13 protein-coding genes are annotated in these 13,740 nt (G+C 70.0%); 2 read left to right on the top strand and 11 right to left on the bottom strand.

All coding sequences use genetic code 11. The features are described 5' to 3' along the window. The first annotated feature begins 686 nt into the window (after positions 1–686). Positions 687–1,505, top strand: a complete 819-nt coding sequence (locus ACWD4O_RS46770) for a glucose 1-dehydrogenase (protein WP_451289204.1) — start codon at positions 687–689, stop codon at positions 1,503–1,505. 289 nt (positions 1,506–1,794) lie between these two features. Here the strand turns inward: ACWD4O_RS46770 and ACWD4O_RS46765 are convergent, their stop codons facing one another. Then, on the bottom strand, positions 1,795–2,862 hold the full coding sequence (locus ACWD4O_RS46765) for an ABC transporter permease (RefSeq protein WP_451289203.1): 1,068 nt from the start codon (positions 2,860–2,862) through the stop codon (positions 1,795–1,797). A gap of 80 nt (positions 2,863–2,942) precedes the next feature. Between ACWD4O_RS46765 and ACWD4O_RS46760 the strand changes: the two genes are divergently transcribed. After that, positions 2,943–3,392: a MarR family winged helix-turn-helix transcriptional regulator gene (locus tag ACWD4O_RS46760; protein ID WP_451289202.1), complete on the top strand. Its 450-nt coding sequence runs from the start codon at positions 2,943–2,945 to the stop codon at positions 3,390–3,392. A 24-nt stretch (positions 3,393–3,416) separates the two neighbouring features. On the opposite strand, the gene ACWD4O_RS46755 is transcribed toward ACWD4O_RS46760, so the two are convergent. The 10 genes from ACWD4O_RS46755 to ACWD4O_RS46710 all read right to left on the bottom strand — a co-directional run bounded on the left by ACWD4O_RS46755 (position 3,417) and on the right by ACWD4O_RS46710 (position 13,654). Next, a complete protein-coding gene (locus ACWD4O_RS46755) occupies positions 3,417–4,082 on the bottom strand; it encodes a TetR/AcrR family transcriptional regulator (protein ID WP_451289201.1) in 666 nt (221 codons plus the stop codon). A gap of 96 nt (positions 4,083–4,178) precedes the next feature. Then, on the bottom strand, positions 4,179–5,618 hold the full coding sequence (locus tag ACWD4O_RS46750) for an aldehyde dehydrogenase family protein (RefSeq protein WP_451289200.1): 1,440 nt from the start codon (positions 5,616–5,618) through the stop codon (positions 4,179–4,181). A 25-nt stretch (positions 5,619–5,643) separates the two neighbouring features. Continuing rightward, entirely contained in the window at positions 5,644–6,051 is a 408-nt protein-coding gene (locus ACWD4O_RS46745; protein ID WP_451289198.1) for an acyl-CoA thioesterase, read from the bottom strand. Positions 6,052–6,053: 2 nt separating this feature from the next. Then, complete coding sequence (locus ACWD4O_RS46740) at positions 6,054–7,184, bottom strand: acyl-CoA dehydrogenase family protein (protein ID WP_451289197.1); 1,131 nt, start codon at positions 7,182–7,184, stop codon at positions 6,054–6,056. After that, positions 7,181–8,374, bottom strand: coding sequence for an acyl-CoA dehydrogenase family protein (locus ACWD4O_RS46735; RefSeq protein WP_451289196.1), 1,194 nt, complete (start codon positions 8,372–8,374; stop codon positions 7,181–7,183). Before ACWD4O_RS46735 ends, ACWD4O_RS46740 begins: the two co-directional genes overlap by 4 nt. Before the next feature lie 8 nt (positions 8,375–8,382). Next, positions 8,383–8,844 (bottom strand): MaoC family dehydratase, encoded by a 462-nt coding sequence (locus tag ACWD4O_RS46730; protein WP_451289194.1) that lies wholly within the window; start codon positions 8,842–8,844, stop codon positions 8,383–8,385. 29 nt (positions 8,845–8,873) lie between these two features. Beyond that, on the bottom strand, positions 8,874–9,635 hold the full coding sequence (gene fabG / locus ACWD4O_RS46725; protein WP_451289193.1) for a 3-oxoacyl-ACP reductase FabG: 762 nt from the start codon (positions 9,633–9,635) through the stop codon (positions 8,874–8,876). 35 nt (positions 9,636–9,670) lie between these two features. Further along, positions 9,671–10,888, bottom strand: a complete 1,218-nt coding sequence (locus ACWD4O_RS46720; protein WP_451289192.1) for an acetyl-CoA C-acetyltransferase — start codon at positions 10,886–10,888, stop codon at positions 9,671–9,673. Positions 10,889–10,967: 79 nt separating this feature from the next. Beyond that, positions 10,968–12,059, bottom strand: a complete 1,092-nt coding sequence (locus ACWD4O_RS46715) for an amidohydrolase family protein (RefSeq protein WP_451289191.1) — start codon at positions 12,057–12,059, stop codon at positions 10,968–10,970. Then, complete coding sequence (locus tag ACWD4O_RS46710; protein WP_451289190.1) at positions 12,056–13,654, bottom strand: acyl-CoA synthetase; 1,599 nt, start codon at positions 13,652–13,654, stop codon at positions 12,056–12,058. The genes ACWD4O_RS46715 and ACWD4O_RS46710 overlap by 4 nt, the downstream gene beginning before the upstream one ends. Between the last annotated feature and the right edge of the window lie 86 nt (positions 13,655–13,740).

Below are 13,740 nucleotides of genomic sequence, written 5' to 3'. Positions count from 1 at the left end.
TTGGCCAGGGCGAGGGCGTTGGCCTTCATCTCCTCGAAGGCGATGGAGCCGACCCAGCTCATGGTGCCGACCTGGTGGTCGATGAGGAGGATCGCGGTGTTGTCCGGCGTGAACGCCTCGACGGCGGCCTGTGCGGTCTGCTGCTGAGTCATGGGAGGACCTCTTCCAGGGAGCGGATGCAGGTGTTCGGTGGCGATGCCCGACCCATTTACTTGGTCGGCCAATCGTTAGATGTCAGCGTACGCCATGCCGGATCTATTCCTCCATCGATTGCGCAATCCAGACTGACCATCTGGCCAGGCACACACACTCCGAACGTCCCGCCACCGCAGGCGCCCGCTTCCAAGAGCTCACATAATTTGGCCACCCAATCTAATGAGGAGTGAGGGGTTCACCGCCTGAACACTCCAGGAAGGCGACCTCCCGCCGGAGGGGTCGACGGGCGCGACAGCCGGCCCCCGGACAGAAGTCGAATGACCGACTCTTGACGGTGCCGCTTCGGGGTATGTAGTAAGTACCTACATACTCGGACGCCCGGTGCCGGACAGACCGTTCCACCACCGCGGTAGTCGTCCTTGGCCCACCCGGGGAAGCACAACTCCGCGCTTCCTCGGCTGCCCCCACCTCTTCACCCCCTTCGACACCCCCGGCGCTCCCCCACGGGCGACTCGGCACAGGAGCAAGGCATGACGAGACTGTCCGGCAAGGTCGCAGTGATCACTGGCTCGGCGAGCGGAATAGGTGCCGGCACGGCTCGCCGGTTCGCCGCCGAGGGAGCCACCGTGGTGGTGGCCGACGTGGACGAGACGGCCGGCAAGCAGGTGGCCGCCGAGATCGGCGGCACGTTCATCCGGTGTGACGTGACCGTCGAGAGCGACATCGAGGCGCTGGTCGCCGCCGCGGTCGACGGTCACGGCGGCTTGGACGTGTTCTACGGCAACGCCGGCATCACCGGCGTCCAAGGACCGATCACCGAGTTCGACGCCTCTGGCTTCGACCGGACCGTGGCGGTGAATCTGCGGAGCATCGCACTGGGGATGAAGCACGCCTGTCGCGCCATGCAGAGACAGGGCAAGGGCGGCTCCATCATCAGCACCACGTCCGTCGCCGCGCTGCAGGGCGGACTGGGCCCGCACGTGTACTCCGCATGCAAGGCCGGGATCGTCGGTCTCACGCGTTCCGTGGCAGTGGAACAGGCACCCTTCGGTATCCGGGTCAACGCGATCGCCCCCGGCGGCACCGTGACCAACCTGTTCGCAAGCAGCGAGGGTCTCGAAGGGGAGGCTGCCGCACACCTGACCGCCGCCATCGCCGAGAAGCTCGCGCAGGGCCAGCCCATCGGGCGGGCCGGCATGCCCGCCGACATCGCGGCGGCAGCCGCCTATCTCGCCTCCGACGACGCCTCGTTCGTCACCGCGCAGGTCATCGTCGTCGACGGCGGTCTCACCGGTGCCTTCTCCGCAGGAAACCTTCCGGACCCCAATCAGCAGCCTGCTGCCGGCTGATCGCCCGGTCGGCCCCGTCGCCCGATGCGGCCGGCCCGAGGCGGCGCCACGTCCAAGCCGCGGAGCCGGGCCAGAGACCGGCGCCTCGTTCGGTCACCCCCTGCCGGCCGCATCGGCTCCAGCCCGTCCCACAAGCCGACTCATCCCATCAGCAGGTTACCGGCCGACGCCAGGGGTGGACGCCGCAGAGGTTCACCGTCCTCACGCGACCACGTACCGTCCGCCGAAACGAAGTGCCTTCCGGCGAAGCATGGAACACGCCCTGGAGCTCGTCGAAAACGAGATCACGTCAGCCCGCTGCGGGTTGCGGCGCGTCCTTCTCTCCCGCGGCGGTCGGGGGCTCGCGCCGGAACACGTCCTTCAGGTAGAGCACCAGGGCGGCGCCGAGCACCCACAGCGGAAGGATCACCAGGGCGCGGGTCAGACCGTCGTCCTGGAACCGGGACAGGCCCTGCATGGCCCGGACGCCCACCCCGACGGGCAGGATCTCGGACAGCGGACGCAGCCAGGCCGGAAGGTAGGCCGCCGGCATGATCCCGCCGCTGCTGCTGTTGCCGAGGATCAGCAGGAGGATCGAGGCGAGGCTGACGCCGGCCGGGCCGAACAGCCGGAGCAGCACCATGGTCGTGGCGCCGACCGCGGCGCCCATCAGCGAGATCACGACGACGAGGGGCAGGAAGGGGCCCGGCAGGGCGCCGAAGCCGGTGCTGCCCGCGATGAGGGCGACCAGGAGGCCGCCGACGGCTCCGAACAGGGCCAGGCTGGCCATCCGCCAGCGGTACTGGAGCCTGGGCGCCAGCTGGTAGGTGGTCATGCCGAAGAGATATCCGGCCAGGACCAGGCCGAAGGCCGCGTAGAAGACGGAGAGGCCGCGGGTGTCCCCCGCCGCCGCCGGGGCCACGTCCTCGACCGCGAGTTCATGGTGCTCCGCGTGCGCCACGGAGCCGAAGGCGGTGGTCACGGTCGCGGTGACGGCGGCTCCGTTGGCACTGCCGTAGAGCAGCTTGCCGTCACCGAGGTAGGCCGCGTACACGGTCCTGTCCTGGACGGCGTCCCGGGCGGCGGACGCGTCGGGGTAGGTCTCCACGGAGAAGCCGCCCGGGGCGACGCGTTCGAGGTCCTGACTCAGGTGGGCCTGCGCCGTGCCGATCTCCGTCGTGCCGACGCGGAGCTGGTGCGGGTGCGGCGCGTGGAAGGCGGCGAGATAGACGCTGACGAACACGGTGCCGATCAGCAGCACGACCGCCACGGGGAGCAGGACGGCACGCAGGTTTCCGGGGCCGGGCGGCGGATGGGCCACGTCCAGGGCGTGCTGGTGGGGCCGGCGGGTGGCTCGGGTGGCGACATGCTGGGACATCGGAAAAGGTTCCTCGATTAGAAGGCAACTGATAATATTTGTACATCACAATCAGCTGACTTACAAAAGAGGTCCACTCCGTGAACCACCCCGACCGGCGCACCGGCTATGTGGCCTGGCAGATCGGCCAGATCATGGCGGCCCGGATCGAGCGCACCCTGCGCCCGTTCCAGCTGACCCTCGCCCAGAACAGCGCCCTGACGCAGGCCATCCGCGAACCGGGGGTCTCCAGCGCGACCGCGGCACGCCGGACGGCGATCACCCCGCAGTCCATGGGAACTGCGGTGAACGGGCTGGTGGAGCGGGGCCTCCTGGAACGGCGGACCACCCCCGGCGACCGGCGCACCCAGCGACTGCACGCCACCGAGACCGGCCTGCGGCTCGCCGCCGAGGCCTCGAAAGCACTGGCCGCCACCCACGCCGAAGCGCTGCAGGTGCTGACGCCGACCGAACAGGAGCAGGCGCACTCACTGCTGCTCAAACTGCTGGCGTCACTCAATCCCTCGGCCGTGGAGAGCGGCACTCCGTGAAGAGTCCGCCGTGCGGCCGCGCGGTCACTGCTCCCGGAGCTGCAGCCCGTCCAGCACCAGCGTGGTGAGCTGGTCCGCCTCGGCCTCGAAGTCGATCGGCCGACCCGTGAACCGGGCGTTGATCGCGCGGAACCACGCGGCGCCGAAGGCGGCCTGGATCACCAGCTCCGGATCGAAGTCGCGGTGCCGCCAGTGGGGCAGGTTCAGTTCGAGGATGCGCTTCAGCTCGGCGAGGTGGGGTGCGACCCGCTCCTTGTAGAACGCGCCGGCCGTGACCTCGTCGGAGAACAGCATGACCCCCAGCAGCGGGGCGACCTCGTCCATCGCACGGATGGTGTTGAGCATGTGCTGCCGCATCCGCTGGTGGACGGTCTCGTCGGAGAGGTCGTCTTCCGGGCCGGGGAGCACCTGTGCGAGCCAGGCCGTGGCGTCTTCCAGGGGAGAGACGACCGCGGCCTCGAAGAGCTCTTCCTTGGAGCGGAAGTGCCGGTAGAGCAGTGCCTCGTTGACTCCCGCCGCCTCGGCGATGTCGCGGGTGCGGGCCCCGGCCAGGCCGTACTTGACGAACACCTCACGGGCGGCCGCAACGATCTTGTCCTTGCGCTCATCGCTCGAAAGCCGTTGCCGCGAGCCCTTCGCGGCACCCTTGGCGGGGCCCTTCGCGGGCGAGCGCTGATGGTCCGTCGTCACGCGAACACCCTTGTCATGAACGGCATACCCAGCAGGATACCTGCGCGTGTACAGAGGGCGGCCTACCTCACTCGCCCCGGGCGGCAACGGACCGGCTCAGGCCAGGCCTGTCCAGATGCTCTTGACCTCGGTGTAGGCCTCGATCGCCTCCCATCCCATCTCGCGACCCAGACCCGACGCCTTCATACCGCCCCACGGCGCCGCGGCGTCGAGCCCCGGCGGCAGGTTGATCAGCACGGTGCCGGCCTTGATCCGGCGGGCCAGGCGGCCCGCGGTGCGGATGTCGTTGGACCAGATGTAGGCGGAGAGCCCGTACTCGGTGTCGTTGGCCAGCCGGGCGAGCTCGTCCGGATCGTCGTACGGCAGTACGGAGAGCACCGGGCCGAAGATCTCCTCGCGGGCGATCCGCATGTCCTGGGTGACGCCGGCGAACACGGTCGGCTCGTAGAAGTAGCCGTTCGCGAGTTCGCCTTCGGCACGCCGGCCGCCGGTGAGCAGCTCCGCGCCCTCGGCCCTGCCGATGCGGACGTACGTGTCCACCCGCTCCAGGTGTTCCAGCGACACCAGCGGACCGAGCCGCGTCGATGCGTCGAGTCCGGGACCGAGCCGCATCTCCGACGCGGCGGCCGCGACCTTGGTGGCGAACTCGTCCGCCCGGACGCGATCGACGTAGAACCGGGTCGCCGCCGCGCACGCCTGGCCGGAGTTGCCGAGGCCGGCGATCAGGTTGCCCGCGATCACCGCGTCGATGTCGGCGTCCGCAGCGATGATGCTGGGCGCCTTGCCGCCCAGTTCGAGGGAGACCCGCTTGAGGGCACGTCCCGCTTCCGCGGCGATCTCCCTGCCGACGGACGTGGAGCCCGTGAACGAGATCTTCGCAACCTTCGGGTGCGCTACCAGTGCCTTGCCTGTCTCGGGCCCGCCGGTGACGATGTTGACCACTCCGGCGGGCACCCCGGCCTGCTCCAGCACCTCGGCCAGCAGCAGCGTGGTCAGCGGTGTCTGTTCGGCGGGCTTGATCACCACGGTGTTGCCGGTGGCGAGCGCCGGTGCAAGCTTCCACATGGCGATCATCAGCGGGAAGTTCCACGGGGTGATCAGGGCGCACACCCCGAGCGGCTCGCGGCGCGATCGGTAGTCGACGTCGGGCGTCGACAGTGGCACCGTCGTACCGGTGATCTTGGTGACCCATCCCGCGTAGTAGCGCAGGTGCTCGACGGCGTTCGGCACCGAGATGCGGGTGGCGACGCCCAGCGGCTGACCCTGGTCGAGGGTCTCCAGCCGGGCAAACTCGTCGGCCCTGCGCTCCAGCAGGTCGGCCACGTCGAGCAGCAGTTTCGCCCGCCGGGCGGGCAGCATGTCCGCCCACTCGGGCGAGGCGAACGCGGCTGCCGCCGCCTCCACCGCCGCGTCGACGTCGGCGGGGGTCGCCTCGGGTACGTCCGCGATCACCTCGCCGGTGGCCGGGTCGAGGGTCGCGGACGTGCCGCCGCTGCCCCCGGTCCACTTGCCGGCGATGAACATCTCCGTCCGCATGAGCACTCCAACCTTGTGTGTGGGTCTACCGGGAAGTGGGGACGGCCGTGTTCTCCAGGCGGGCGACGGCGTCCCGGAGGTACTGCGGCCACGGCGTGGGCGTGCCGTCGCCGTCGAGGTGCACGACGACGTGCCGGCCTTCGATGCAGAGCTCGCCGCGGGAGGTCACCGTCCAGGCGTAGGCGACGGAGGTACGGCCCAACTTCTCGACCGACAGCGTCACTCGATAACGATCACGGAATTTCAGCGGGCGGTGGTAGGTCGCCTCGATCCTCCGGCGGGGCAACCGGTCGACGGGCAGGTCCGGCACGGCCGCCCGGTAGAACGCGTGCTCGGTCGCCTCGGCCCAGCGCAGGGCGGAGGTGTTGTGGATCAGACCGCCGGCGTCGGTCTCCACCCACGTGACGTCCCCTTCGAGGACGTGGGCGCGCATGCTCACGCCACCAGGTCGATGAGACCGGCGAGCCGGGCGCGGTGCAGGCCGGGCGTGCCGAAGGCGATCTGGTCGGCCTTGGCGCGCTTGAGGTACAGGTGCGCGGGGTGCTCCCAGGTCATGCCGATCCCGCCGTGCAGCTGGATCGCCTCCTCCGCCGACCGTACAGCGACGTCCGCGCACCACGCCTGGGCCACCGCGGTCGCCACGGCACGGTCGGGGTGGTCCTCGGCGACGGCCACGGCGGCGTAGCGCGCGGCGGCCGAGGCCGACTCCACGGTCACGTAGAGATCGGCGACCCGGTGCTTGAGCGCCTGGAACCCGCCGACGACACGGCCGAACTGCCGGCGTTCCTTCAGATACGCGACGGTCGTGGACAGGCACCAGCGGGCGATGCCGACCTGCTCGGACGCCAGCAGCGCGGCACCGGTCTCCCACCCGCGGCGCACGGCCGCCGCGCCCGACTCGGCAGGCAGCAGGAGTTCACCGGCGACACCGTCGAGGCGCACGTCGGCGAGCTGACGGGTCATGTCGAGGGACGGCACCGGGTCGACGACGGCGTTCCGCGCCGGAACGGCGTAGAGGGCCGTTCCTTCGGGCGTGGTGACCGGGGCCAGCAGGACGTCCGCCTCGACGGCGCCGGCGACGCTGGTCACCCGCCCGCTGATCCGGCCGCCCGTGTCGGCGGTCAGCCCGGACGTCTCGTCGCCCGGGGCGGTCGAGAGCGGAAGGAGCAGTGCCACGGTGGACTCGCCGGCGGCGAGGGAGGAAAGCAGCCCATCGGCCGGAGCCGCCAGCAGTACGGTCGCCGCGACGACGCTGCTGGTGAAGAAGGGCACCGGCGCCATGGCGTGGCCCAACTCCTCCAGCACTACGGCGACTTCGCGCGCCGAGGCACCGGCACCGCCCCGGTCCTCGGGAACCAGCAGCCCCGCCAGGCCCAGTTCGACGGCGAGGGACTTCCAGAGCGGGTCGACGGCCGAGGAGTCGCCGTCGTAGACCGCTGCCGTCGTGACGGGGTCGCACCGGTCGGCGAGCAGGTCACGGACGATGGCCCGCAGGTCGGTCTCGGTCTCGGTGTCGAGCAGGTTCAGTTCGCCTGGCTGGGAACCTGTTCGCGGGTTCTCGCTCATCGGGGCAGGTCCTTCCAGGGAACGTTCTTGTCGACGCGGGGCTCCGGCGGCAGACCGAGCACGCGTTCGGCGATGATGTTGCGCAGGATCTCGGTGGTGCCGCCCGCGATGGAGATCCCCTTGGCGCGCAGATAGCGGTAGCCGGCGTCGCGCCCGGTGGAGTCGGCGTGGTCGGGGTGGGTCTCGGTCCAGTCGGAGTAGCGCAGGCCGTCCTCGCCGAGCAGTTCGAGTTCGAGGCCGCTCGCCGCCTGGGCGACCCGGGAGTACGTCAGCTTCGTCGCCGTGCCCTCCAGGCCGGGCTGCCCGGCGGCCAGCTTCTGGCGCAGCCGCTGCCCGGTGAGCCGGGCCGCCTCGGCCTCCACCCACAACGACAGCAGCCGGTCGTGCAGTTCGGGGGTGTGGCGCTCGGGGTGCTCCCGCCAGGTCCGGGACACCACCCCGATCATGCCGCTCTCCCGCCCCGGCGCCGCGCCGCCGATCGCCACCCGCTCGTTGTTGAGCGTGGCGGTCGCGACCTTCCACCCCTCGCCCTCGGCGCCGAGCCGCAGGTCGTCGGGGAGGCGTACGTCGGTGAGGAAGACCTCGTTGAACTCCGCCTCGCCGGTGATCTGGCGCAGCGGACGGATGTCGACGCCCGGGTCGGTCATGTCGCAGATGAAGTAGGTGAGGCCGGCGTGCTTGGGCGCGTCGGGGTCGGTGCGGGTCACCAGGATCGCCCAGCGGGCCATGCGCGCCAGCGAGGTCCACACCTTCTGCCCGTTGACGATCCAGTCGTCGCCCTTACGTACGGCGCGGGTGCTCAGCGCGGCGAGGTCCGAACCTGCGCCGGGTTCGCTGAACAGCTGGCACCAGGTCTCCTCGCCGGTCCACAGCGGCTTGAGGAACCGCTGCTTCTGTTCGTCGGTGCCGAAGGCGAGGAGGGCGGGCGCGGCCATGTCGAGGCCCGGTCCGTTGGAGTGCGGGTCGTTGTCGGGGGCGCCTGCCGCCTCCAGAGTTGCGTTCACTTCGGACTGGAGCCCGCGCGGGAGGCCCAGCCCGCCGAGCCCCGGCGGGAACCAGACCCAGGCCAGGCCCGCGTCGAACCTGGCCCGCAGGAAGGCGAACCGCTCGGTGGTGGCGGGGTCGTACTCGGTCAGCAGGGCTTCGACCCTCTGCCGTAGATCCGCGGGCAGGGCTGTCTGTGTGCTCATCGTGGCTCTCAGTCGGTCTTGGGGACGAGGACGCTCACGGTCTCGGCGACGCAGACCGGCTTGCCGCCGCCCTCGCGCTCGATCGTCACGCGCGTGACGAGTTGCCGGCCGCCGCCCCCGGGAGTGAGCGAGACCACCTCGATGCCGGCACGGATCCGCGAGCCGACCGGCACCGGTGCGGGAAAGCGGACCTTGTTGGCCCCGTAGTTGACGCCCATGGCCAGTCCCTCGACCTTGTAGATCTGCCAGGTGAACTTCGGGATGAGCGACAGGGTCAGATAGCCGTGGGCGATGGTGCCGCCGTACGGGCCGGTGGCCGCCTTCTCGGGATCGACGTGGATCCACTGGTGGTCGCCGGTGGCCTCGGCGAACAGGTCGACCTGCTCCTGGGTGACGGTGAGCCAGTCGGAGTGGCCGAGGTGGGTGCCGACGGCCTTCTCCAGCTCGTCCAGCCCTTGGAAGATCTTCATTTCATGTGCTCCCTGTTGTTGTGTACGGCTCAGCCGACCGGTCCGCCCGCGACGTACACGACTTGACCGGACACAAAGCCCGCGCCCTCGCTGACCAGGTACGAGACCAGGTGCGCGATGTCCTCGGGCTGGCCGACGCGGCCCACCGGGATCTTGGACGAGGCGCCCTTCACGAAGTCGTCGAACGGGATGCCGAGGCGTTCGGCGGTGATCCGGGTCATGTCGGTCTCGATGAAGCCGGGCGCGATGGCGTTCGCGGTGACGCCGAACTTGCCGAGCTCGATGGCGAGGGTCTTGGTGAAGCCCTGCAGACCGGCCTTGGCCGCCGAGTAGTTGGCCTGGCCACGGTTGCCGAGCGCGGCGATGCTGGAGAGGTTGACGATCCGGCCCCACTTCTCCTGCGTCATGTACTTCTGGGCCGCGCGGCTCATCAGGAACGCGCCCCGCAGATGCACGTTCAGTACGGCGTCCCAGTCGTCGGCGCCCATCTTGAACAGCATGTTGTCCCGGGTGACGCCGGCATTGTTCACCAGCACGGTGGGGGCGCCCAGTTCGGCGGCCACCCGCTCGACGCCGGCCTGTACGGCCTGCTCGTCGGCGACGTCGACGCCGACCGCGAGGGCCCGGCCGCCGGCCTTCTCGATCTCGGCGACGACCTGCTCACCCGCGTCCTCGGTGAGGTCGAGTACGGCGACGGCGTATCCGTCGTCCGCCAGTCGGCGGGCCACGGCGGCGCCGATACCGCGGGCCGCGCCGGTCACGATCGCCGTGCGGGAGGTGGGACTACCCATGTCAAATCTCCTGTCGATAAAGGCAGTTGGGGTTCTCAGCTGAGGCGTTCGAGGACCATCGCCATGCCCTGGCCGCCGCCGACGCACATGGTTTCCAGGCCGAACTGCTTGTCGCCCTCCTGGAGGGCGTGGATCAGGGTGGTCGCGATGCGGGCCCCGGTCATGCCGAAGGGGTGGCCGACCGCGATGCCGCCGCCGTGGACGTTCAACTTGTCCTCGTCGATGCCCAGTTGGCGGGCAGACGGGACGACCTGGGCGGCGAAGGCCTCGTTGATCTCCACGAGGTCGATGTCGTCGATGGTCAGACCGGCGCGGTCCAGCGCCTCGCGCGAGGCCTCCACCGGGCCGAGGCCCATGAGCTCCGGCGACAGACCGGTCATGCCGGTGCTGACGATGCGGGCCAGCGGGGTGATGCCGAGCCGGCGGGCCTTGGTGTCGGACATGATCACAAGGGCTGCGGCGCCGTCGTTGAGCGGGCAGCAGTTACCGGCGGTCACCGTGCCGTCAGGGCGGAACCGCGGCTCCAGGGCGGCGAGCGCCTCCAGGGTCACACCCGCCCGGGGGCCGTCGTCCCGGGTCACCACGGTGCCGTCGTAGAGGGTGACCGGGGTGATGTCCCGGGCCCAGAAGCCGTCGGCGATGGACTTCTCGGCGCGGTTCTGGCTGCGTGCGGCGAACGCGTCCTGGTCCTCGCGGCTGACGCCGGCGACCTGGGCGACGTTCTCGGCCGTCTGTCCCATCCGCAGGTACATGTCCGGCAGCCCGCCCTCCGTGCGCGGGTCCGTCCAGGTCCGGCCGCCCTCGGCGAGCCGCGCGGTGCGCGCCTGCGCCGCGTCGAAGAGCCGGTTGGCGGTGCCTGGCAGACCGTCGGCGACCCCCTTGTCGTACTGGCTGCACGTCTCCACTCCGGCGGAGATGAAGACGTCGCCCTCGCCGGCCTTGATCGCGTGCAGGGCCATCCGGGTGGTCTGGAGGCTGGACGAGCAGTAGCGGTTCACGGTGGTGCCGGGCAGGTGGTCCATCCCGGCCAGCACGGCCACGACCCGGCCCAGGTTGTAGCCAGAACTTCCGGCGGGCGAACCGCAGCCCAGCATCAGGTCCTTGATCTCGCGCGGGTCGAGCTGCGGCACCTTGGCCAGCGCGGCCTGCACCATCTGCACGGTGAGGTCGTCGGGACGCATCTCCCGCAGCGACCCCTTCGAGGCGCGGCCTATGGGTGAGCGGGCGGTGGCGACGATCACTGCTTCGGGCATGGGAACTCCTTGAGGGTACGCATACACGTTCGAATATCGAGGTCCAGACAGTTGCCGTCGGTCCGGCGGTCGGGCGCCGTCAGTCCAGGTACGTCGGCCGGAAGATGCGGGAGAACGGCGTCGGCAGGTTGTACAGCCGGGCCGCGTTGCCGCCGAGGATGAGGTTCATGTCGTCCTGCGCCATCCGGACCCGGGTCAGCTCACGCAGGCCCCAGCCCCAGTAGTCGGCCTGGTGGCGGATCGGCCCGGAGCGGCGATCCTGGACGAAGTAGCTGGAGGGCTTGCCGAACGGCTGGGTGTGGCAGCCGATGCTCGCGCCCCAGTCGGTACCGAAGATGAGCTTCTCCGGGCCGATGTTCGGGTCGGCTATGGCCTTGTCGTACAGCTCCGACCACCACAGGCCGGTCTCCAGGTACACGTTGTCGTGCGAGGCGGCCACCTGGAGGCACTGGTCGTAGAAGATCTCCGACCAGTGTCCCTGGATCCCGCCGTGGTTGATGACGATCGGGACCTCCGGATAGGCGGTCGCCAGGTCGTGGACCAGCAGGATGTTGTAGTTCGTCGGCCCGAGGCTGCCAAAGTGGTACCCCAACTCGTAGCCCATGGCGCAGCCGGAGTGGGTGCGGAAGACGGCGCCGTGTTCCTTGACGACGTCGCACATGTCCATCATGTTCCGCACGGCCTGCTCGGAACTGACCATCCCCTCCCGGGGGTCGGTGCCGTCCGGGAGGATCGGCATGTACGGCGCGGCCTCGCCGATGCCGCGGAACGTGCCGGTGGCGAGGAGCGCGTCGAGCGCGTCGCAGGCCCCCTTGATGGACCACTCCACCTCGCCCGCGATGCAGGCCTTGCGGTACTCCGTCGCGCCGCACTCGGCCACGAAGCGGTCGGGGTGGCGCTCGACCAGCTCGGCGTTGATCGCGTCGGACATGCCGAACGCGGGCAGCAGCACACACATGTCGATGTCGTAGTTGCCCATGTCCCAGAGCAGCCGCTCCGAGTTGTCATAGGTCTCCATGGCCGGCATGTTGGCGCCCAGCTGCCGCCACGGGTTGACCTTGACGCCCTTGTTGCCCTCGTTGGCGACCGCGACCGAGTCCCGGACCTTCTTGCCCGCCGCGTGCCGCTGGGCGTGGACGTGCGTGTCGACGATGAAGCGTCCAGCTTTCATGCCTGGTCTCCTTGTGCGTGCTGCTGTTCTGGTGAGCCGTATCGGGTGCGCAAGGTCGTCTTGAGCACCTTGCCGGTGGCGTTGCGCGGAAGTTCCGGAACGAACTCGACGCGGGTCGGGCATTTGAAGTGGGCGAGTTGCTCACGGGCGTAAGCGATCAGCTCGTCCCCGGTCGGTGGCGGTTCGTCGTCCGGCACGACGACGGCGAGCGGCGTCTCGCCCCACTTGACGTGCGGTACGCCCACGACGGCGACCTCGCGGACCGCCGGGTGCTGGACGAGCACCCGCTCGACCTCGACCGGGTAGACGTTCTCGCCGCCGGAGATGACCACGTCCTTGCTGCGGTCGACGAGGGTCAGGAAGCCCTCGTCGTCCTCGCGGGCCAGGTCCCCGGTATGGAACCAGCCGCCACGGAACGCCTCGGCAGTGGCCTCGGGCAGCCCCCAGTAGCCAGCGAAGACGCTCGGCCCGCGGACTACCAGCTCACCGACCTCGCCGAGGGGCACGTCGCGGTCGTGCTCGTCGACCACGCGCGTGCGGACATGGAACCCGGGCCGCCCGATCGTCCCGGCCTTCCGTCTGACGTGCTCGGGATCGAGCAGGGTGACCCCGCAGGTCTCCGTCAGCCCGAAGGCCTCGCGGAAGAGCACTCCCCTGTTCAGGAAGTGGTCGAGCACCGGCCGCGGGCAGGGTGCGGCACCCGTCATGGCCAGTTCGAGCGCGGACAGGTCGTACGACTCGAAGTCCGGAACCGCCATCAGCGCGGACCACATCGCGGGCACCAGGAACTGCAGGGTGACCCGCTCGTGGGCCATCGCGGCGAGCGTCCGGCGGGGGTCGAACGACGGCATGACGACATTCATGCCGCCCACGTACAGCAGCGGCAGCGTGTGCGCCCCGAGACCGCCGATGTGGAACATCGGGGCGACCGTTACCGCTCGGTCGTTCTGGCTCATGCCGCGACCGTTGCTGAGGATGTTGATCACGTTCCACAGGAAGTTGTCGTGGGTGAGCATCGCCCCCTTGGGCCGACCCGTGGTGCCCGAGGTGTACATGAGGGCGCACACGTCACGGCCGGTGACTCCACCACGGGGCGGATGCGCGTCGCCGGAGGTCAGCAGCTCCTCGAACTCCGTCTCCCCATCGACCGGTTGGCCCTGGCCGCCGACCACAGCCCGGACCCGGACCCGGCCGCCCTCGCCGGCCAGGGCGGCCCTGGCCAGCGGGGACAGGTGGCCGGACCACACCAGGACGTCGGCTCCGGAGTCGGCGAGGAGGTAGGCGACCTCGGGCGGGGCCAGCCGGAAGTTGATCGGTACGAAGACCGCCCCCAGCTTGGCGGCGGCGAACAGCGTCTCCAGGAAGGCGGCGCTGTTGGTCATCAGTGCGGCCACTCGATCGCCCTGCCGAACGCCCAGCTCCCGCAGCGCGTGAGCCAGCTGATCGGTCCGCCGGTCGAATTCGGAATAGGTGATGCGCCGGTCCCCGTCCACGAGGGCGATCCGGTCTCCGGCGAAGAAGGCGCGCCGGGTGATCCAGCTGCCGATGCCTCCGTCGACGGTGTGATGGCCTGCTGCAACTGCACTGTCGAGCACGGCTCACTCCTTTCGAAGTAGGTACTTACTAACAACGCTCCGGGGCTCGGTCAAGGGGTCGCGCAACAAATCGGAAATCTCCTGCA

The sequence above is a fragment of the Streptomyces sp. NPDC002623 genome, assembly GCF_053592635.1.
The sequence above is the reverse complement of the archived record's forward strand: the minus strand, read 5'-3'. Positions and strand labels throughout refer to the sequence as shown.